This is a genomic window from Methylorubrum thiocyanatum (assembly GCA_014138645.1).
GTDB lineage: Bacteria > Pseudomonadota > Alphaproteobacteria > Rhizobiales > Beijerinckiaceae > Methylobacterium > Methylobacterium thiocyanatum.
The window spans coordinates 524520-544854 of sequence record JACJIB010000003.1 but is presented as its reverse complement, the minus strand read 5'-3'; the positions used below and the strand labels follow the sequence as shown (position 1 = coordinate 544854).

19 protein-coding genes are annotated in these 20335 nt (G+C 67.9%); 12 read left to right on the top strand and 7 right to left on the bottom strand.

The genetic code is table 11. From position 1 onward, the window contains the following. Positions 1-38: 38 nt before the first annotated feature. On the bottom strand, positions 39-989 hold the full coding sequence (locus tag HNR51_RS10155) for an alpha/beta hydrolase (RefSeq protein ID WP_012455217.1): 951 nt from the start codon (positions 987-989) through the stop codon (positions 39-41). A 229-nt stretch (positions 990-1218) separates the two neighbouring features. Between HNR51_RS10155 and HNR51_RS10150 the strand changes: the two genes are divergently transcribed. The 7 genes from HNR51_RS10150 (at position 1219) to HNR51_RS10120 (ending at position 9467) form a co-directional block, all read left to right on the top strand. Further along, on the top strand, positions 1219-1575 hold the full coding sequence (locus HNR51_RS10150) for a DUF6460 domain-containing protein (RefSeq protein ID WP_182554855.1): 357 nt from the start codon (positions 1219-1221) through the stop codon (positions 1573-1575). A 134-nt stretch (positions 1576-1709) separates the two neighbouring features. Then, on the top strand, positions 1710-3107 hold the full coding sequence (locus HNR51_RS10145; protein ID WP_182554854.1) for a heterodisulfide reductase-related iron-sulfur binding cluster: 1398 nt from the start codon (positions 1710-1712) through the stop codon (positions 3105-3107). Positions 3108-3220: 113 nt separating this feature from the next. After that, entirely contained in the window at positions 3221-3607 is a 387-nt protein-coding gene (locus HNR51_RS10140) for a response regulator (RefSeq protein ID WP_012455214.1), read from the top strand. 169 nt (positions 3608-3776) lie between these two features. Next, on the top strand, positions 3777-5072 hold the full coding sequence (locus HNR51_RS10135) for an O-acetylhomoserine aminocarboxypropyltransferase/cysteine synthase family protein (RefSeq protein ID WP_141952113.1): 1296 nt from the start codon (positions 3777-3779) through the stop codon (positions 5070-5072). Positions 5073-6193: 1121 nt separating this feature from the next. Beyond that, entirely contained in the window at positions 6194-7879 is a 1686-nt protein-coding gene (locus tag HNR51_RS10130; RefSeq protein ID WP_012455212.1) for a methyl-accepting chemotaxis protein, read from the top strand. A gap of 195 nt (positions 7880-8074) precedes the next feature. After that, the gene (locus HNR51_RS10125; protein WP_182554853.1) at positions 8075-9088 is read left to right on the top strand and encodes a zinc-dependent alcohol dehydrogenase family protein; all 1014 of its coding nucleotides are present in this window, start codon (positions 8075-8077) and stop codon (positions 9086-9088) included. A gap of 28 nt (positions 9089-9116) precedes the next feature. Continuing rightward, entirely contained in the window at positions 9117-9467 is a 351-nt protein-coding gene (locus tag HNR51_RS10120; protein ID WP_182554852.1) for a hypothetical protein, read from the top strand. Positions 9468-9471: 4 nt separating this feature from the next. Here HNR51_RS10120 and HNR51_RS10115 read toward each other — a convergent pair whose 3' ends face one another. Both HNR51_RS10115 and HNR51_RS10110 read right to left on the bottom strand, forming a co-directional pair. Next, positions 9472-10209: an RNA methyltransferase gene (locus HNR51_RS10115; protein WP_182554851.1), complete on the bottom strand. Its 738-nt coding sequence runs from the start codon at positions 10207-10209 to the stop codon at positions 9472-9474. A 105-nt stretch (positions 10210-10314) separates the two neighbouring features. Continuing rightward, positions 10315-10863, bottom strand: coding sequence for a formaldehyde-activating enzyme (locus HNR51_RS10110; RefSeq protein ID WP_012455208.1), 549 nt, complete (start codon positions 10861-10863; stop codon positions 10315-10317). Positions 10864-11047: 184 nt separating this feature from the next. Here HNR51_RS10110 and HNR51_RS10105 point away from each other — a divergent pair, with 184 nt between their 5' ends. Together HNR51_RS10105 and HNR51_RS10100 are read left to right on the top strand one after the other, a co-directional pair. Further along, entirely contained in the window at positions 11048-11560 is a 513-nt protein-coding gene (locus HNR51_RS10105; RefSeq protein ID WP_182554850.1) for a hypothetical protein, read from the top strand. 145 nt (positions 11561-11705) lie between these two features. Next, complete coding sequence (locus tag HNR51_RS10100) at positions 11706-12920, top strand: NADP-dependent isocitrate dehydrogenase (protein WP_012455206.1); 1215 nt, start codon at positions 11706-11708, stop codon at positions 12918-12920. Positions 12921-12977: 57 nt separating this feature from the next. Here HNR51_RS10100 and HNR51_RS10095 read toward each other — a convergent pair whose 3' ends face one another. From HNR51_RS10095 to glgX, 3 genes are all read right to left on the bottom strand, one after another. Continuing rightward, positions 12978-13295: a plasmid stabilization protein gene (locus tag HNR51_RS10095; protein WP_141952098.1), complete on the bottom strand. Its 318-nt coding sequence runs from the start codon at positions 13293-13295 to the stop codon at positions 12978-12980. A gap of 26 nt (positions 13296-13321) precedes the next feature. Then, a complete protein-coding gene (locus HNR51_RS10090; protein ID WP_182554849.1) occupies positions 13322-14917 on the bottom strand; it encodes a hybrid sensor histidine kinase/response regulator in 1596 nt (531 codons plus the stop codon). A 181-nt stretch (positions 14918-15098) separates the two neighbouring features. Continuing rightward, positions 15099-17366 (bottom strand): glycogen debranching protein GlgX, encoded by a 2268-nt coding sequence (gene glgX / locus HNR51_RS10085; protein WP_182554848.1) that lies wholly within the window; start codon positions 17364-17366, stop codon positions 15099-15101. A 226-nt stretch (positions 17367-17592) separates the two neighbouring features. Here glgX and HNR51_RS10080 point away from each other — a divergent pair, with 226 nt between their 5' ends. The 3 genes from HNR51_RS10080 to HNR51_RS10070 are packed head-to-tail and all read left to right on the top strand — an operon-like array spanning position 17593 to position 19986. Further along, on the top strand, positions 17593-18390 hold the full coding sequence (locus HNR51_RS10080; protein WP_182554847.1) for an SHOCT domain-containing protein: 798 nt from the start codon (positions 17593-17595) through the stop codon (positions 18388-18390). Between the two features lie 58 nt (positions 18391-18448). Further along, positions 18449-19513, top strand: coding sequence for a spore photoproduct lyase family protein (locus tag HNR51_RS10075; RefSeq protein ID WP_152277536.1), 1065 nt, complete (start codon positions 18449-18451; stop codon positions 19511-19513). An 11-nt stretch (positions 19514-19524) separates the two neighbouring features. Continuing rightward, entirely contained in the window at positions 19525-19986 is a 462-nt protein-coding gene (locus HNR51_RS10070; protein WP_182554846.1) for a nucleoside deaminase, read from the top strand. Between the two features lie 18 nt (positions 19987-20004). Here the strand turns inward: HNR51_RS10070 and HNR51_RS10065 are convergent, their stop codons facing one another. Then, a complete protein-coding gene (locus HNR51_RS10065; RefSeq protein WP_012455199.1) occupies positions 20005-20316 on the bottom strand; it encodes an ETC complex I subunit in 312 nt (103 codons plus the stop codon). Positions 20317-20335: the final 19 nt, after the last annotated feature.

Genomic DNA, 20335 nt, shown 5'->3' with positions numbered 1-20335 from the left:
CGGCTCAGGTAGGATCGCGGCGGCGCGGCGTCACCGCGTCACGCCAGCGCCATCAGGAAGCGGTCGATCAGCTCCAGGGCGCGCTCGGTGAGTGCGCCGGGATAGCGCACGAAGATGTGGCAGCCGCCGGCATAGACCGCGGTGTGCCCGCCATTGTTGGCCGCCGCCCAGCGGGCCGACATGTAGAGCGTGTCGTCCAGGAGCGGATCGGCGGTGCCGACGGTGAAGAGCGCGGGCGGAAGGCCCTTCAGGTCGGCGTAGAGCGGCGAGACGTCGGGCCGGCGCCGGTCGATGCCCTCGCGCACGTAGCCGTCGGCGAAGCGCTTCAGATCGGTGGTGTTGATGACGAGGCGCTCGTCGCCCCACAGCCGCACGCTCGGGGTCAGGCCGAGATCGTAGAAGCCGGCATTGAGGTTGGCGCCGCGGAAGGCGCGGGGCAGGCCGTGCCGGTCGCGCAGCCGCAGCAGGGTCATCACCGCCAGATGCGCGCCGACGGACTCACCGCCGATGGTGAGCGCGTGCACCCCGAGTTCCGCCCGGCCGGGACCGGCGAGCCAGAGGGCAGCAGCCTCGCAATCCTCGAGGGCGGCCGGATAGGGATGCTCCGGCGCCAGCCGGTACTCGACGGAAAGGCAGACGAAACCGCAGGCATCGGCGATGCGCTCGAGCCAGGGATCCTGCTCGTCGGCCGCACCCCAGACCCAGCCGCCGCGATGGATGTGCAGGTAGGCGCCGCGCGGTTTGCCGTTGGGCCGGATGACCCGGAGCGCCAGCGGCCCGCCGGGCCCCTCGATGGTCAGGGTCTCGGCGCGGGGGCTGCGCGGCATGGCGGGCGAGGCCTGCGTGCCCGCCCGGCGGCGCGCCCGCACCTGCTCGATCGGCAGCGACCAGGGGTCGGCCTGTGCGGCGTGGGCGGCCACGATCTCAGCGTTGAGCACCTTCGTCTCGGCATCGATGGTCGCCGGGTCGAACAGAGCGTGGTCGATCATGGACTTTATCGGGTCGCGCGCGGTTGAGGTATCGGGTGAGGTGTCGGGAGCCTGCGGGGTGTGATGCAGCCTGCCATCTTGAGCGGAACGTTCGAGGATGCCATCTGGCTGCTACCCCGAATGCGTCGAATGACGCCGCGGATCCGTGGTTTCGTATGAGTGTTGCTGAATGGCAACGCCGTTGCGGGGGTGCCACGGGCCTCGGAGGCCGGGTCAGGAGAGCGAGTGAATGATCGGCGATCACGACACGCGGCGCCGGGCTCCGCTCGAATCCGGCGCCTATCCCGCCGATCCGCGCATCGGCGCACCGCGCCGCCGCTCCGGCCTCAACCGCTTCCTCGGCGGCTCGCCCGCGGCGGTGTTCGTGAAGCTGCTGTTCCTGTCCGTGCTCGTCGGCGCGGTGATGGCGATGTTCGGCCTGAGGCCGGGCCTGCTGTTCTGGCAGCTCTACGATCTCACCCGCTCGCTGATCGATCTCGGGCTCGACACCTTCCACGATTTCGGCCGCTGGATCCTCGCGGGGGCGGCCGTGGTGGTGCCGATCTGGTTCATCGCCCGCCTGCTCACGGTCTCCCGCGAGCGCTGAGACCCTCCGTCCGGGTCGGCCATCGGGCCGCGCCCATGCGACACAGCAACAGCTTAGAACCGTTCCGATTGCCTCGTCCGCGCGAACGGTTCTAAGAGACGAGAGAGAAGCAAGAAACCGCATCGAGGCGTGTCGTGCAGACCAATTTCGCCCCCGAGCAGCTCGCCGACCCCGCCATGGCGGCCTCGGAGAAGATCCTGCGCACCTGTGTGCATTGCGGGTTCTGCACCGCGACCTGCCCGACCTACCTTCTGCTCGGCGATGAACTCGATTCACCGCGCGGACGCATTTACCTGATCAAGGACATGCTGGAGGGCGGCAAGCCGGCGAGCCGCGAAGTGGTCAAGCACGTCGACCGCTGCCTCTCCTGCCTCTCCTGCATGACGACCTGCCCGTCGGGCGTGCACTACATGCACCTCGTCGATCACGCCCGCACGCATATCGAGAAGACCTACAAGCGCCCGTTCTCGGACCGGGCCCTGCGGGCGGTGCTCGCCCTCGTCCTGCCCTATCCGAACCGGTTCCGGCTGGCCCTGCTCGCGGCCAAGGTCGGGGCGCCGTTGCGCCCGCTGGTCGCCCGGCTGCCGCGGGTCGGCAACCGGCTCGCGGCGATGCTCGACCTCGCGCCGGCGCAACTGCCGAACCGCAACCGGACCGACCGTCCGGGCACCTTCCCCGCCGATCCGTCGGCGCAGGAGATCAGCGCGCTGTTCCAGACCGGTGAGGACAAGGGGCCGGCCCCGCGTCGCGGCCGGGTCGCGCTGCTGCGCGGCTGCGCCCAGTCCGTGCTGCGGCCGGACTTCAACGAGGCGGCGATCCGCCTGCTCAACCGCCACGGCGTCGAGGTCGTCCTGCCCAAGGGCGAGGGCTGCTGCGGCGCGCTGACCCACCATATGGGTCGGGAGGATTCGGCGCACGGTCATGCCAAGCGCACCATCGACGCCTGGATCGCCGAGATGGACGGGCCGGGGCTCGACGCGATCGTCGTCACGGCATCGGGCTGCGGCACGACGATCAAGGATTACGGCTTCATGTTCCGCGACGACCCGGCCTATGCCGAGAAGGCGGCGCGGGTCTCGGCCATCGCCAAGGACGTGACCGAGTATATGGCCGAGATCGGCCTGCTGCCGCCGGTCGAGGACACCGACCTCGTGGTCGCCTATCACTCCGCCTGCTCGATGCAGCACGGGCAGGCGATCCGCACCGAGCCGAAAAATCTCCTGAAGAAGGCGGGCTTCACCGTGAAGGACGTGCCGGAGGGCCATATCTGCTGCGGCTCGGCGGGCACCTACAACATCCTTCAGCCGGAGATCGCCGCACGCCTGCGCGACCGCAAGGTGGCCAATATCGAGCGGGTGCGGCCCGACCTGATCGCTACTGGAAATATCGGCTGCGCCACCCAGATCGGGAAGGGCACCGACATCCCGATCCTGCACACGGTCGAACTGCTCGACTGGGCGACCGGCGGACCGCGGCCGGAGGCACTGGCCCATCTTCCCGCGCGTCCGGCGCCTGTCCGAGCGCACGCGTAAGGTCAAGATTGATATTCCCGCTATGCACACTTGTGCGATGGCCCTTCCTTGACCTCGCTGCAGGTGCGAATTAGGCCGGCAACCAGTATCGGCCCGGAACCGTTTGCAGCTTCATGACAGAGAACCCGACAGAGTCGCCCGTCGTCCTCCTCGTCGAAGACGACGGTCTGCTGCTGATGGAAGCGTCCGATACGCTGGCGGAAGCCGGGTTCAACGTTCTCGAAGCCCACCATGCCGACAAGGCGCTCGACGTTCTGGAAGGGCGGCCCGACGTCGGGGTCCTGATGACCGATGTCGACATGCCGATGGGCTCGATGGACGGCTTCGCCCTGGCCCGTCTCGTCGCCCACCGCTGGCCGGAAATCCCGGTGCTGATCGTATCGGGGATGGGCACGCCGGGCCCCGGCGACATGCCGGAGGGCGCCCGCTTCATCCCGAAGCCCTACGCGCCGACCATGCTGGTCCGCACCCTCAAGGCCTGCCTCAAGCGCGCGGCCTGACGCTCCTTCCCGGACGCTCCTTGCCTGACGCGGTGCGCAGTCCTTCCGTGCATGGCCGATGCGCGCAGGGGCCGATCGCGGGTTTCGCTGCGGACCGTTTCGCGGCAGAAGGCGCATGAGAGGGGCTGTTGCCCCACGCGCCGACAGACCGATCAGTTCAGGTCCCGCCATGACCGCCGAGCCAAAAGCCCTCCGCCTTGCCACGCAGGCGGTCCATGCGGGCGCCGCCCCGGACCCCGCCACCGGCGCGCGGGCGCAGCCGATCTACTTCACCAACGGCTTCGTCTTCGACTCGACCGAGCAGGCCGCCGACATCTTCGCCATGCGCAAGACCGGCTTCTCCTACTCGCGCGGCTCGAACCCGACGGTGGCCGCGCTGGAGCGCCGGATCGCCGCGCTGGAAGGGGCCAAGGCGGCGGTGGCCGTCTCGTCCGGCCAGTCGGCGGTGCTGCTCGTGATGATGACGCTGATGCAGACGGGCGACGCCTACGTCGCCTCGCCGCGCCTGTTCGGCGGTTCGCTCGGCCTGATGCGCCGGCTCGAGGGCCGCTACGACCTGACGCCGCACTTCGCCGCCGACCTGACGCCGGAGGCGTTCGAAGCCGCGATCACGCCGCAGACCAAGGCGATCATCTGCGAGTCGATCGTCAATCCCTGCGCCACGGTGATGGACATCGAGGGCATCGCGGCGGTCGCGAAGCGGCACGGCCTGCCGCTCGTCATCGACAACACCCTGGCCTCCCCTGCCCTGATCCGCCCGATCGAGTACGGCGCCGACATCGTCGTCCACTCGACCTCGAAGTTCCTCGGCGGCTCGGGTCAGGTGATCGGCGGCATGATCTGTGATGCCGGCACCTTCGACTGGAAGGCGCAAGGGTCGCGCTACAACCTCATCAACGATCCCTGGCCGGACTATGATGGCCTGATCGTCAGCGAGCGCTTCCCCGAGATCAGCTTCGCGGTCGCCTGCCGCCTGTTCGGCCTGCGCGACCTCGGTCCCGGCCTGTCGCCGATGAACGCCTTCCTGACGCTGACCGGCATCGAGACCCTGCCGCTGCGGATGGAGCGGCACTGCGCCAACGCCAAGGCGGTCGCCGCCTTCCTCAAGGACCATCCGGCGGTGGAGTGGGTGAGTTATCCGGCGCTGCCGGGCCAGAAGGGCGAGGCGCTGGCCAAGCGGTACGTGCCGCAGGGGCCGGGCTCGATCTTCACTTTCGCGCTGAAGGGCGGCGAGCCGGCTGCTTTGCAGCTCATTGCAGGTCTGGAACTGATCTCGCACCTCGTGAATATCGGCGAGATCAAGTCGCTGGCGATCCACCCGGCGACAACGACTCACCGGCAGCTCCGACCCGAGGAGCGCGCGGCGGCCTGCGTCGGCCCCGAAACCGTGCGTCTGTCGATCGGCCTGGAGGATCCGGAGGATCTGATCGCCGATCTCGAACAGGCTTTGGCCAAGATCGGTTGAATTATCGGCTAGGAGATCGGCGCCCGCGCGTTCCGCAACCCGCGCAGCGCCGCCCCTCTCTCGCTCAAGCTGTCGTATCCCCCTCCCGACGCGGCGTTGCGGGCCGGCAGCGATCCGCGCGGTCAGGACCGCGTTACGCACGGGCCGATGAACGGCTTTTCCCGGCGCGGCCGCCTGCACGAGCCGATCGACTGAACCCGTGGCGGCGTCACCGCGGGATGCGCACGATCCATGCCCGCACGGATGCGGGCAGGCCCGTCGAGATCCGGCCCCGCGCTTTTGCTGTGCGGAGTGAGGCCGCGGGTACCGGCCTGCAGCCTAATTTCGCCCGGCAAGTTTCAGGCTCTTCGAGCATTCCTCGGTCGCCAGCGATGCATCGAATGATGCGTCGATGGTGCTGCGTCATCCGCTTGACGGGTTCGGTTCGCATTCCAGCTTACCGTCTCACTTGAGTGAAAGCCGTCAGGTGGCGCCGTGTCATGTGATTCGGTCGCATTATCGGACTGTTGAGCGCACACTTTCGATGCCGCCGTAGGTCAGGATCCTGAGGGTTGAACGGGAATTGGTCCGTATCCGTCCCGTGATCTGCCGGATGCATCTCTGCTTATATCGAAAATGATCCGGAAACTTATTCGACTTGAAGAATAGATTTCGTTTGGTCTATAAAAAATTCGATTTGAAATTCATAATTGGCAGAGCATGAATCCAGTCAAATTAGAAATTTCACCATATCTTGAGCGTCGTTCGTCCTATCGATCAGGCAAAGAATGCCAGAACGAGGATACTACGAGTTGACGGTCCGATGCCCTTGGCATGCAGGATTGTTTCAACGTGCTTCCTCCATTGATAAATGTATGATATATAAAGCCTTCTCTTCTGGATTTCCGTTTATTTACGTATGTAATTTTTTCGAATCCAAGCCATAATTCTCTGATGTGAGTGGCAAATATTCTGTAGTACAGATACGATACCGTCTAGATGCATCGGTGTCGAATTTGTTGAGGCTCAGAGCGGATTTAATATATTTGTTAATTTAAGCGGTTCACGACTGAATGGTCTTCAAAGACCTGGGTTGTCCGTGCGCGGCGGGTGATTCGGCCTTTTACGCGCCTCCCGCTCCAATGCGTTTGACTCTCAAGGTTACCCTGATCGCTCTGTTCGGCGGCCTCATGCTCATTACGGTCGGTCAGGGCGTCGTGGCCCTGACGCAACTTTCGACCATCCGCCACCGCGTGAATGAAGTCGCCGCAAACTGGCTTCCATCCGTCATAACGGTCAACGAGATGAGCGCTACTGCAAGCCAGATGCGCCTGCGGCAATATCGGATCATCACGACATCGACGGATGCCGAGAAGCTTCTGGCGAATCGGAGCCTCTACGACCGGGCGGTGGCAGGGATGGCCGACGCGCGTAAGCGCTACGAACCCCTCATCTCATCCTCGGAGGAGCGCGCCCTCTACACGAAGTTCTCCGAACTGTGGTCGCGTTACGAAGAGGCGAGCCGGAGGCTCATCGATCTGATGGAGCGTGGTCAGCGGCAGGAGGCCATGGCCGAACTGGTCGGTCCTACCCTGATGGCGCTCTACAGCGAGGCCATGGATGTCATGTCTCAAGCGATTACGCTCAACCGCGAAAGCTCCCAACATGACGCGGACGCCGCCGTGATCAGCGCCGATGCGGCGTCGATGGTGACTTGGATTGCGATGGCGGTGGCCCTGCTCGCCGCCGTCGGTGCCACTTTGTTCGGCTTCCTGCGGATCTCCCGACCTATCACCGGCATCACCGGCACGATGGGGGCCCTCGCCACCGGCGATGTCGAGACGCCGGTGCCCTATCGCGAGCGCGGGGACGAGATCGGCGCCATGGCCGGTGCGGTCCAAGTGTTCAAGGACAACCTGATCCGTACCCGGGCCTTGGAGGCTGAGACGGCCCTGGCCCGCGCTTCGGCGGAGGAGCAGAGAAAGGCCGGGATGCGGGCGATGGCCGACAGCTTCGAGGCGGCCATCGGCGGGATCATCGGCACCGTGACGTCGGCGGCGACCGAATTGCAGGCGACCGCGCAGAGCATGTCGGGAACCGCGACCGAAACCGCCTCGCAGTCGATCACCGTCGCCTCCGCGGCCGAGGAGGCGGCGACCAACGTGGAGACCGTCGCAGCCGCCGCGGAGGAGCTCGGCACCTCCGTGCACGAGATCGGCCGGCAGGTGGCCAACTCGTCCGAACTCGCCCAGATGGCGGTCGGCGAGGCGGATCAGACCGCCGGGCTCGTTCAGAACCTGTCGAGCGCGGCCTCCAAGATCGGCGATGTGGTGTCGATGATCTCGACCATCGCCGGCCAGACCAACCTTCTGGCGCTCAACGCCACCATCGAGGCCGCCCGCGCCGGCGAGGCGGGCCGGGGCTTCGCCGTCGTCGCGGCGGAGGTGAAGGAACTCGCCAACCAGACCGCCCGGGCGACCAGCGAGATCGCGGGGCAGATCGGGATGATCCAGGGCGCGACGGGTCAGGCGGTCGCGGCGATCGGCGGCATCGCCGGGCGCATCCGCGAGATCAACGGTGTCGCGGCCGGCATTGCGGCGGCGGTCGAGCAGCAGGGTGCGGCCACCCAGGAAATCGTGCGCAACGTCGCCCAGGCGGCGACCGGCACGGGCGAAGTCACCACCAACATCGCCGGCGTCGCCCGTGCCTCCGAGGAGACCGGTGCGGCGGCCGCCCAGGTGCTCGGCGCCGCCTCCGAACTGTCACGCCAGTCCGAACAACTCTCGGCGGAAGTGAGCCGCTTCCTCGCGACCGTACGCGCCGCGTGAGGGCTTGAGGGATGCGGATTCCCCTCTGTCGGAGGAAGGCCGCGCCTGGGACGGCATCGCGGCGGCGGGGCACAGCCCGGCGCGGGTGAGCCTGAGCGGCGGCGTGTGATCGGTGCGGAAGAGGTCGCCTTCGGGCGGCCTCTTCCCATATGGGCCTCCGTCGATCCGCGTATCGAAATCCGACAGGAGACCGCCATGCGTGCCTACGAGATGTCCGCCGCCGCAGGCCTCGAAAGCTGGAAGAGCGCCGAGCGCCCGAAGCCCGAACCAGGGCGCGGGCAGGTTCTGGTGCGGATGCGTGCGGCCTCCCTCAACTATCGCGACCTGCTGATCTGCCAGGGCCGCTACCCCTTCGCGATCAATCTCGACCGGCTGATCCCGGTCTCCGACGGGGCGGGCGAGATCGTGGCGCTCGGCGAGGGCGTGCGCCGCTTCCGGGGCGGTGAGCGGGTCGCCGGCATCTTCTCGCAGAGTTGGCTCGGCGGCGCGCAGGTGGCCGACACGTGGCAGACGGCGCTCGGCGGGGCCATCGATGGCGTGCTGACCGAGTATCGGGTGTTCGACGAGGGCGGACTCGTCACGCTGCCCGACCATCTGAGCTTCGAGGAAGGCGCGACGCTGCCCTGCGCGGCGGTGACCGCGTGGAACGCGCTCTACGGCCTGAAGCCCCTGCGGGCCGGCGAGACGGTGCTGACGCTCGGCACCGGCGGCGTCTCGATCTTCGCGATCCAGCTCGCGCACGCGGCGGGCGCGCGGGTCATCGCCACCTCGTCGAGCGATGCCAAGCTGGAACGGGCGCGGGCGCTCGGCGCGCACGACACCATCAACTACCGCACCCATCCCGACTGGGAGGGGGAGGTGCGCCGGCTGACCGGCGGGGTCGGCGTCGATCACGTGGTCGAGGTCGGCGGCACCGGCACGCTGCCGCGTTCCATCGCCTCGACCCGGCCGGGCGGGCATATCGGCCTGATCGGCCTGCTGGCGCAGGGCGAGGCGATCGACCCGCTGGCGATCCTCGGCGCGAGCTGCATCGTGCGCGGCGTCGCCGTCGGCCCGCGGGAGATGTTCGAGGACATGAACCGCTCGATCGCCCTGCACGCGATCCAGCCGGTGATCGACCAAGTCTTCGGCTTCGACGAGGCGCCCGCCGCGCTGGCGGCCTTGGCCGAGGCCTCGCATGTCGGCAAGATCGTGATCCGGATCGGCTGACGGCCGGTCGCGGGGGGAGAGGCAGGCGATGCGTGCGGTTCTGGGATGGGGGCTTCTCTCAGTGCTCTCCGTGTCGGCGGCGGCCGCCCAGGACGTCACGCAGGACGTCACGACGGTGCGGACCGAGTCCTTCCCCCGGCCGCCCTATTCCGGGGCGACCTACTACGTCTACGAGCGGGCGGGCCGGACGATCTGCACCAAGCTCGCGGTCTGCAACAAGTTCGACCAGTGCGAGACGACCTACGTCCGGGGCGCCTTCCGCGCGCCCGAGGACACGGCGACCGGCGAGCCCTACGGGACGACGCCGGCCACGCCGATCACCCCCGCCTCGCTCGCCAAGCATGTCTGCCTGACGCGGTTCGGACAGGTGCGGCGGTAGGCCCCTACGCCTCGTCGGTCTTCGGCCCGCGCCGGTGGAGCGCCCGCAGCGCGCCGCGGAACGTGCGCACGTCCTGCTCGGTCATCGCCATGCGGTGGAGCATGTCGCGCATGTTGCGGGCGATGATCTCGCGCTTCTCCGGCGGGTAGAAGCCGGCCCCCGCCAACGTCTCCTCCAGGCTGGCGAACAGCGACAGCAGGGCCTCGCGGGTTGCGGGCGGCGAGAGCAGTTCGCCGGAGAAGCGCAGCGTGGCGAGCCCGGCGGCACGGCGCCACTCGTAGCCCATCAGCAGCACCGCCTGGGCGAGGTTGAGCGAGGGGAATTCCTCCGTGACCGGAAAGGTGACGATGGCGTCGGCCAGCGACACCTCGTCGTTGCTCAGGCCCACCCGCTCGCGCCCGAACATCAGCCCGACCTGCTCGCCGCGCCCGATCCGCTCGGCCGTGGCCGTCATGGCCTCCTCGGGGGCGAAGACGCGCTTCATCTGCCCGCGTTCGCGGGCGGTGGTGGCGAGGAGGCAATGCAGGTCGCCGACGGCCTCGGCGAGCGTGGCGAAGACCTTGGCGCGATCGAGCACGTGGGTCGCGCCGGAGGCCGCCTCCCGTACGCCCTTCTTGGGCCAGCCGTTCTTCGGCGCCACGAGGCGCAGCTCGGACAAGCCGAAATTCGCCATGGCGCGGGCGGTCATGCCGATATTCTCGGCAAGTTGCGGCTCGACCAGGATGACGACGGGGGCGCTCATGGCCGCCCTCTCGCATGCTTCGGCGACGGTCTCAATTGGCCGGTCGCAAGGCGCCGTGATGGTATCGCGCCGCCGGCAAAGCCGGCGGCGCAGAGTCCCAAGGAATCAGATCTTACCGTCGAGGCCCATCTGGTAGTATTTGTGGACGATCTTGTCCTGGTTCTCCAGGAGCCAGTCGATTGACGGCTCGTTGGTCATGGCCTTGCGGATCGCCTCGGTCATGCCCTTGCGCTGGATCTCGAACAGCGCCTTGTGGTCGACGTTTTCGGCCTGGATCACGCCGGGGCTGAGCCAGACCGAGCAGATGATGCCGAGATCGTTGGCCTTCTCCTTGGGGATGTAGCCGGCGCGCACCGCGTCGAGGACGCCGTTGGCGATGGCGTACTGCACCGTGCCCATCAGGATCGAGGTGTACTTGTTCTCGGTCACGCTCACCTTGGACACGCACAACGTCACCGGACGGACCATGATGTCGGTGTTCAGGAGCGCGAAGACGCGGCTGTGGCCGACGACCTGATCGCCGGTCAGCGTGGCGAGCGCGGTGCCGACCGGCCCGTCCAGCTCACCGATAATGACCTCGGGCTCGGACGCGGTGTTGGGCGGGCCGCCCGCGACGAGGGCCTCGCCGGCGCGCAGGATGATGCGGTCGCTCATGGTGTGTCCTTCCTCGTGATCGGCCGTTTTCTTGCCGCGCGGGTCGTCGCAGCGGCGGCCGGGTTTGTCCAGGCCGCTTAGCGCGGCCGGGGCGTGCGCTCTTGTGCGGGAGCGACACTCCCTTTGGCCGAGGATCGCCCCGGCGGGTGGCCGCGCCGCGCCGGCTCGTCTATGTCCGGCGCCCATGACGGATGCCGTGAAAGACCGCGACGGCCTGCGCTACGCCGTGGCGCTGATCGAGATCCAGGGCGGGCTGGTGGGCCTCTGGGCCTTCCTGCACGACCTGATCCAGACCGGAGCATCGGTTCCGCTCACCCTGCTGCCGGGTGTCCTCTTCATTGGGCTGGTGCTGGCGGCCAGCGTGGTCGCGGGCGTGGCGCTCTGGCAGGACCGGCGCCTGGGCTACACCCTGTCCGTGCCGGTGCAGCTCGCACAGGTGATCTGGTTCGTGAGCGCGGGCCTCACCGTCCGCATCTCGGCGAGCGGCTGGCTGCTCGCCGACGTGTTCTTACGTGCGCCGGCCGAGGGCGGGCTCGTTGTGGGCTGGCAGTTCGATGCCGCGCGCAAGAGCGGCTACGCCCTCTCGCTGGCGCCGCGAGAGGATTTCACCCTGGCGCTGAACCTGATCGCCCTGGCGATCCTCGTCTGGCTCGGATTTCGCCTGCGCGCCCTGCTGCCGTTCCGCAGGGGGCGGTAACAGTTTCGCTGATCCGAAACCGACGCTCGGAGCCCGGCTTTGTCGCCTTGCTGCGCTGCGTTATAGGGGCGGCGACCGAGTTCCGGGGAAGACGCGCGACGGGCAATCGGCCGGGCGCACGGCACCGGGCAACTGAGGGACCGACATGGCGAAGATCAAGGTGGCCAATCCGGTCGTCGAGCTCGACGGCGACGAGATGACCCGGATCATCTGGGCGGAGATCAAGAACAAGCTCATCCACCCCTACCTCGATCTCGACCTCGACTATTACGACCTCGGCGTCGAGCACCGCGACGCCACCAACGATCAGGTCACGATCGATGCCGCCGAGGCGATCAAGCGCCACGGCGTCGGCGTGAAATGCGCCACGATCACGCCGGACGAGGCCCGCGTCGAAGAGTTCAAGCTCAAGGAGATGTGGCGCTCGCCCAACGGCACCATCCGCAACATCCTCGGCGGCGTGATCTTCCGCGAGCCGATCATCTGCTCGAACGTGCCGCGCCTCGTCCCCGGCTGGACCCAGCCCTTCGTGATCGGCCGCCACGCCTACGGCGACCAGTACCGCGCCACCGACTTCAAGGTGCCGGGCAAGGGCCGCCTGACGATCAAGTTCGAGGGCGACGACGGCACCGTCATCGAGAAGGAGGTGTTCAAGTTCCCGGATGCCGGCGTCGCGATGTCGATGTACAACCTCGATCAATCGATCATCGACTTCGCCCGCGCCTCGTTCAACTACGGCCTCGCCCGCAAGTACCCGGTCTATCTCTCGACCAAGAACACTATCCTCAAGACCTATGACGGGCGCTTCAAGGATCTGTTCCAGAAGGTGTTCGACGAGGAGTTCAAGTCGAAGTTCCAGTCTCTCGGCCTGACCTACGAGCACCGCCTGATCGACGACATGGTGGCCTCCTGCCTCAAATGGTCCGGCGGCTATGTCTGGGCCTGCAAGAACTATGACGGCGACGTGCAGTCCGACACGGCGGCGCAGGGCTTCGGCTCCCTCGGCCTGATGACCTCGGTGCTGATGACGCCGGACGGCCAGACCGTCGAGGCGGAGGCCGCCCACGGCACCGTGACGCGCCACTACCGCGAGCACCAGAAGGGCAAGGCGACCTCGACCAACTCGATCGCCTCGATCTTCGCCTGGACCCGCGGCCTCGCCCACCGGGCCAAGCTCGACGGCAACGCGGATCTCGCGAAGTTCGCCTCGACGCTGGAGAAGGTCTGCGTCGACACCGTCGAGGCCGGCCACATGACGAAGGATCTCGCCCTCCTCGTCGGCCCTGACCAGAAGTGGCTCACCACCAACGGCTTCCTCGACAAGGTCGACGAGAACCTGAAGGCGGCGATGGCTGTCTGAAGGCAGCCACTTCGACAACCCTCCCCCTCTTATGGGGGAGGGTTCAGGTGTGGACGATCAACCCGCCTTCTTCGCCGCGTTGCGCTTGCGCGTCTCGGCGGCCTTCTTGGCCGAGGCCGAGCGCTCTTCCTTGGTGCGGGAGGCCGAGGCCGTGCCACCGCTGCGCCCGCCCTTGTGCGCGGCGGGATGGTCCGTCGCCTTGCCGCGGCCCGAGCCGCCGGGCTTCTTGCCGCCGCCGTCATCCTTGTTCACCGTCGCCCAGGCGCGGGATTCCGCTTCCTTCTCGGGGACGCCGCGGGACTCGTAGGATTCGGCGATGTGCTCCGCCTTGCGGATCTGCTTGTCCGTGTACTTCGACTTGTCACCCTGAGCCATGATGCTCTCCCGATCTGTCGCGCCGGTCAGGCCGGGCCTGTGGCGTCGAGAGCCGCCCGCACCCGCCGGATCAGATCGGCGCGGCGGTACGGCTTGTTCAGGATATCGAACTCCGGACGCGCGAGGCCGGTTCGTTCCAGGCTCGCCTCGGCGTAGCCGGTGGTGAGCAGGATCTTGAGGGCGGGATGGCGGCGATGCGCCTCGCGGGCGAGCGACAGCCCGTCCATGCCGCCGGGCATGATCAGGTCGGAGAACAGCAGGTCGATCTCCGAATGGTCGGCCAGGATCTCCAGCGCCTCGCGGCCGTGGCGGGCCATCAGGGTGCCGTAGCCGTAATCGCGCAGGATCGCCCGGGCGAGTTCGGCGACATCGGCGCGGTCGTCCACGATCAGGATCGTCTCGGAGCCCGGCCGTGCCTCGGCGGGAGCGGCCTCCTCGGCCGCCTCGTCCTCCGCCGCCTCGGTCGCCGGGAAGGACAGGCGTACGGTGGTCCCCTCCCCCATCACCGACTCGATCTGCGCGAAGCCGCCGGACTGCTTGGCGAAGCCGTAGACCATCGACAGGCCGAGCCCCGTGCCCTTGCCTTCCTCCTTGGTGGTGAAGAACGGGTCCATCACCCGCGCGAGCACGTCCGAGGGGATGCCCGCGCCGGTATCGGTGACCGAGACGCTGACGAGGCGCTGTCCGTCCGGACGGCCGGGTTCCTCGTTGCGGGTCGCGATGGTGAGGTGCCCGCCCTCCGGCATCGCGTCGCGGGCGTTGATGAGCACGTTGAGCAGGGCCGTTTCGGCCTGGGTCCGGTCGATCCGGCACGGCCGAAGGTCGGGGGCGAGATCGGTCTCGATCGTCACCGCATCGCCCAATGTGCGCCCGACCAGCTCCGACATCTCGGAGATGAGCGTGTTGAGGTTGAGGGTGCGGCCGTCGAGCCGCTGCTTGCGGGCGAAGGCGAGCAGTTGCTGCGTCAGGGTCGAGGCGCGCTCGGCCGCCTCGCGGATGTTGCCGACGGCGCGGCCCATGCGGCCCCGGTCGGCATCCGGGCGCTCCAGATTCGTGGCGAGCGAGTCGGCGTAGCCGAGGATCACCTGCAACAGGTTGTTGAAGTCGTGGGCGATGCCGCCGGTCAGCTGGCCGATCGCCTCCATCTTCTGCGCCTGATGCAGCGCCTCCTCCGCCTGCCGACGCCGGGTGATGTCGAGCTGGGAGCCGAAGAAGTACACGAGGTCGCCGGCCGCGTTGTAGACCGGGCTCACGAACAGCGCGTTCCAGAACGACGAGCCGTCCTTGCGGTAGTTGAGGATCTCGGTGGCGATGTCGCGCCGCTGCTCGATCGCCGCGCGGACCTGCGCCCGCGTGGCCGGGTCGGTCTCGGGGCCCTGCAGGAAGCGGCAGTTATGGCCGATCACCTCCGCCTTCGCGTAGCCGGTCATCTCCAGGAAGGCTTGGTTCACGAAGACGATCGGGTGGTCGTCCTGGTTCGGATCGACCACCACCATCGGCATCCGCGTCATCGACACCGCGGCGAAGAAGATGTCGCTGCCCGCGTCAAACTCGTGGCCGGCCGCACCGGTCTCGACGCTCGGATGGGCGCCGTGGGGTCGTTTCTCGGGGATGTCGGTCATGCGAACCCGCGGCGTGGCATGTCTGCAAAGAGCGCCGGCCGCTTCGCCGCAGCTCCCTCGGAAAGAAAGACTAGGACGGAGCCGGTCGAAGGAAATCGGCTCCGGGTCGGGGGTGGGCCGGGCCTATATCCCGACCGGGAGGGGCCGCGCCGCGCAGGGCGGGCGACCCCTCGGTCTCGTGTCAGTCTTCCTCAAGGCCGAAGCGGACGCTCTCGACATTCGCCCGCTCGAAGGCCTGCATCACGTACTGGTAGGAGCGCTCCATGTCGGTGTGCTCCTCGCCCTCGCTCTCGACGGGCTTGAGGACGAACATCAGCATCGAGCGGCCCGTGACCGCGTAGCTCTCGCCGACGGCGAAGCTCTCCACCTCCTGGCTGTCGGGCAGGTTGGTGTCGAGCAACCGCGTCCATGCGGTGCCGCCCGGCGCCTCGGGGAAGGTGAAGTCCACCAGGTCGTGATAGGCGTTGTAGAACAGGAGCAGGGTGGCATCGCCGCCGCGCTTGTGGATGCCGCTCGCCTGGGCGCGCCCGTCGAGCAGAACGGCGAGCGTGCGCGAATTGCCGTCGTTCCAGTTCTCCGGGCTCATCTCGGTGCCGGCCGGCGTGAGCCAAGTGACGTCCTTGACCCCGAATTCCTCGTCGTAGGCGCCCGTCACGAAGCGGCCGCGCGACAGCATCGGCAGGGCGTTGCGCAGAAGGATCAGACGCTGCGTGAACTCGGTGAGATCCCGCTCCTCCTCGCCGATGGCGTCCCAATCGACCCAGGAGACCTCGTTGTCCTGGCAATAGGCATTGTTGTTGCCGGCTTGCGTGCGGGCGAACTCGTCGCCGGCCAGCAGCATCGGCGTACCCTTCGACAGGAACAGGGTGGCGAGCATGTTGCGCATCTGGCGCAGCCGCACCGAGCGGATCTCGGGATCGTCGGTCGGGCCCTCGACGCCGTAATTGTAGGACAGGTTGTGGCCGTGGCCGTCGCGGTTGCCCTCGCCGTTCGCCTCGTTGTGCTTCTCGTTGTACGAGACCGTGTCGTTGAGCGTGAAGCCGTCATGCGCGGTGATGAAGTTCACCGAGGCCCAGGGACGGCGCCCGCGCTTGTTGAACTTGTCGGCCGAGGCGGTGATGCGCGAGGCGAGCCCCGGCAGCAGCCCGGCATCGCCCTTCCAATACCCTCTGACGTCATCGCGGAACCGGTCGTTCCACTCGGCCCAGCCGGGCGGGAAGCCGCCGACCTGATAGCCGCCGGGACCGCAATCCCACGGCTCGGCGATGAGCTTCACGTCGTTGAGCACGGGGTCCTGGCGGCAGGTATCGAGGAAGCCGCCGCCCTCGTCGAAGCCGTAGGGCTCGCGTCCGAGAATGGTGGCGAGGTCGAAGCGGAAGCCGTCGACCCGCATCTCGGTCGCCCAGTAGCGCAGCGAGTCGGTGACGAGCTGAAGCACCCGAGGATGCGACAGGTTGAAGGTGTTCCCCGTGCCGGTGTCGTTGATGTAGTAGCGCGGCTGGTTCGGCAGCAGCCGGTAGTACGAGGCGTTGTCGACGCCCTTGAACGACAGGGTCGGCCCTTTCTCGTTGCCCTCGGCCGTGTGGTTGTAGACCACGTCGAGGATCACCTCGAGACCGGCGCCGTGCATGCGCGCCACCATCTCCTTGAACTCGGAGAAGGCGAAGTCCGGCACCGCGGCGTAGCGCCGGGCCGGGGTGAAGAACGAGATGGTGTTGTAGCCCCAGTAATTGATCAGATTCTTCTGCTGCAGGTAATCGTCCTGCACGAAGGAATGCACCGGCAAGAGTTCGACCGAGGTGATGCCCAGGCTCTTGATGTAATCGAGCACCGCCGGGTGGCCCATGCCGGCATAGGTGCCGCGGTGCTTCTCGGGCACCGCCGGGTGCAGCTTGGTGAAGCCCTTCACATGCGTCTCGTAGACGATCGTGCGCTCCCACGGCACGCGGGGCTTAGCATCGCGGCCCCAGGTGAAGGCCGGGTCGATCACGCGGGAGCGGCGGGTGTAGGGGGCGGAATCGCGCTCGTCGAAGGTGAGGTCGTCGCCGGTCTCCATCTTGTACCCGAACAGGGCCGGGTTCCACTCGATGGTGCCGACCAGCCCCTTGGCGTAGGGGTCGATCAGGAGCTTGTTCGGGTTGAAGCGGTGGCCGGCCTCGGGCTCGTAGGGGCCGTGGACGCGGTAGCCGTAGATCGTGCCGGGGCGCGCGTCGGGCAGATAGCCGTGCCAGACCTCATCGGTGTATTCCGGCAGCTCGATGCGCTCAATCTCGTTCTTGCCCTCGTCGTCGAACAGGCACAGTTCGACCTTCGTCGCATGGGCCGAGAACAGGGCGAAGTTGACGCCGCGCCCGTCCCAGGTCGCACCGCGGGGATGCGGCGAGCCTTCGCGGATTCGCGTGCGCGATGTGCGCGGCTTCGGCATCCCGGTCCTGTCGGTCTCGGCCATCGTGGTCCCATTCTGTCTTGCGGCGGCCCCCGCGGGTCCAGCCGGACTCTGAACGTTCACGGAACCGCGAAGCTCCGTCCCGGCTGACGCGCCGCAGCAAATTTTTCGTCGTCCGCTGCGTGCCGTCGCGGATGTGGTAGGCCTTGGACGAAACTCGCGGTGGAGCTTCGTGTTGCAACGAGCCCCGCCGATCGACACGGACGCGTTCCAGGGGGAGCCACCGCCCATGATCGAAGACCCCGAACATCGCCCCGTCGGGCTGCAGGCCTTGGCCGAGCGGCACGGCGTCGGCCTGGAGGCGGTGCGCCACCTGCTGCGCGCGCTCCAGGCCGGTCAGGGCAACATGGCCCAGTTCGACCATCCCGATCTCGGCGGCTTCGGCCAGTGGTCGCGGGGCGGCATGGTCATGGTCGGGCGCATGAACGACCACGCCCTGAAGGCTCGGGTCGATGCCCTGTGCACCGAACTCGCCGCAGCCCTGCCGCTCTCCGGCTTCCGCGAGGAGGCGGCGTCCGGCAATTGGTGGCCGGACGAGCTGGGGCTGCCGTCGAGCGCGGGCGCGCAGAACACGACGCGCTACGCCTTCTTCCCCGAGCACCGGCGCCTCGCCATCGAGACCGACGGGCGGCTCACCCTCTACGACACAGGCGAACGCATCGTCACCGGCGCCTCGCAGCAGCAGGGCGGGTCGTCCTCGCTGCGCTTCAGCGGTCCGCAGGGGAGTTTTTCGCTCGAGGATCTGACGCCGGTCGAGCGGGAGGCGGCGGTGACGCCGTCGGCGCCGACGGCCGGCGCGGCATCCTCCGCATCCTCCGCCGCGATGTCCGGCTCGTCGGCCTTCGCCGCGCCTCCGGCCGCGCCGGAGCCGCCTTCCCCTTCCCCTTCTCCGAGCCCGGCCGCGCCGGGTACCGGGTCCCCCGACATCCTCTCGGTGCTCGAGCGGCTGGCCGAGCTGCACAAGAAGGGCGTGCTGACCGAGGCCGAGTTCTCGGCCAAGAAGGCGGAGCTGCTGGCGCGGCTCTGAACGACGGCCTGTCGCCGCAGGCCCCGCCGGACCGTGGCGGCCGCCCTAGATCCAGGCGATGGCCCCGCGCGACCTCATCGACATCGACCGCATCTTCCACGAGCCCGCGGTCGCCGATTACCCGCGCGGGCGCGAGATCCTGTCCCGCTTCCCCAATGCCGAGCGGATCGAGGTTCCCTCGCACTGGAACATCCCGGAACTGCACGGCAACGAGGGCTCCGTCGAGGACTGGGTGCGGATCAAACGCTCCACCCTGGTGCTCGGGGTGAAGAAGGGGCTCGCCATGCGTCCCAACGGTCGCTCCGCCCACTTCATCGCGCCCTCGACCTCGAACGGTTGCGCCATGGCCTGCGCCTATTGCTACGTGCCGCGCCGCAAGGGCTTCTCGAACCCGATCTCGCTGTTCGTGAATGTCGAGGCGGTGGGGGCGGCGATCGCCCGCCACGCGGGCAAGCAGGGGCCGCTGCCCGAGCCCGACCAGATCGACGGGCAAGCCTGGGTCTACGATCTCGGCGAGAACGGCGACCTCTCGGTCGATGCGATGATCTGCGACAACGTCCGCGACCTCGTCGCCCTGTTCCGCGGGTTGCCCAACGCCAAGGGTTCATTCGCGACGAAGGCGGTCAACCGCGACCTGCTGGCCTACGATCCGCAGGGGCGCACCCGCATCCGGTTCTCGCTGATGCCGGCGCGGATCGCCCGCGTGGTCGATGTGCGGACGGCGCCGATCCGCGAGCGCATCGCCGCCATCGACGACTTCCTGCGGGCCGGCTACGAGGTCCACGTCAATTTCTCGCCCGTGATCCTCTACGAGGGCTGGGAAGCGGATTGGACGGCTCTGTTTGACGAGATCGACGGCACGATCTCGGATGCGGCCAAGGACCAGCTCGCCTGCGAGATCATCATGCTGACCCACAATGCCGGGCTGCACGCCGTCAATCTCGGTTGGCACCCCAAGGCCGAGGACCTGCTCTGGCGGCCGGACATCCAGGAGTCCAAGCGGTCCGAGGGCGGTGGCGACAACCTGCGCTACCGTGCCGGCTGGAAGGGAAAATGGCTCGCCCGGTTCAAGGCCCTGCTCGCCGAGCGGATGCCCTATTGCCGCGTGCGCTACGCGTTCTGAGGAGGAAACGTATGCCGGATCACGAGAGCTATCTCCGCGAGGCGACCGAACTCGCGCTCGCCAACGTCGCCGAGGGCGGCCGACCCTACGGCGCGGTGATCGTGCGGGAAGGGGAGGTCGTCGCGCGGGCGGCCAACCGCATCCACGCCACCAACGATCCGAGCGACCACGCCGAGATGGTGGCGATCCGCGCGGCGAGCCAGCGGCTCGGCCGACCCAAGCTCGACGACTGCATCGTCTACGCCAGCGGGCGGCCCTGCCCGATGTGCCACGCGGCGATGCGGCTCGCCGGGGTGAAACAGGGCTACTTCGCCTTCACCGCCGAGGAGGCGGAGGCCGAGGGGCTGCTCAGTGCCGGGATCTATGCCGAGCTGTGCCGGCCGCTCGAGGAGCAGCCGATGCAGGTGCGCCACCAGCCGCTCGCCGATCAGCCGAGCCCCTACCGCGCCTGGGCGGAGCGGAAGGGAGGCTGACGCCCGAGCGCAGTGCGCTCAGTGCGTCCAGGGCGCGGTGCGGTTGAACTTGAAATTGTCAGAGTAGGACAGGCCCTTGCGGGCGATGGGCGGCGGCGTCTCCTCGACCCGGTAGGCGATGCCCGCCGCCTTGGCGTAGGCTACCGCCTCCTCCGAGGTGTCAAATTCGAGCCGCACCTGCTGGAGCATGTCGGAGGAACCGGTCCAGCCCATCAGCGGGTCGGTCTCGCGCGGTTCGGTCTGGTCGAACTCCAGCACCCATTGCTTGGTGCGGGCGAGCCCGGACTGCGTGGGATCCTTGGCGGGACGGTAGATGCGGGCGCTCGGCATCGGACGGCTGACGTCTCCG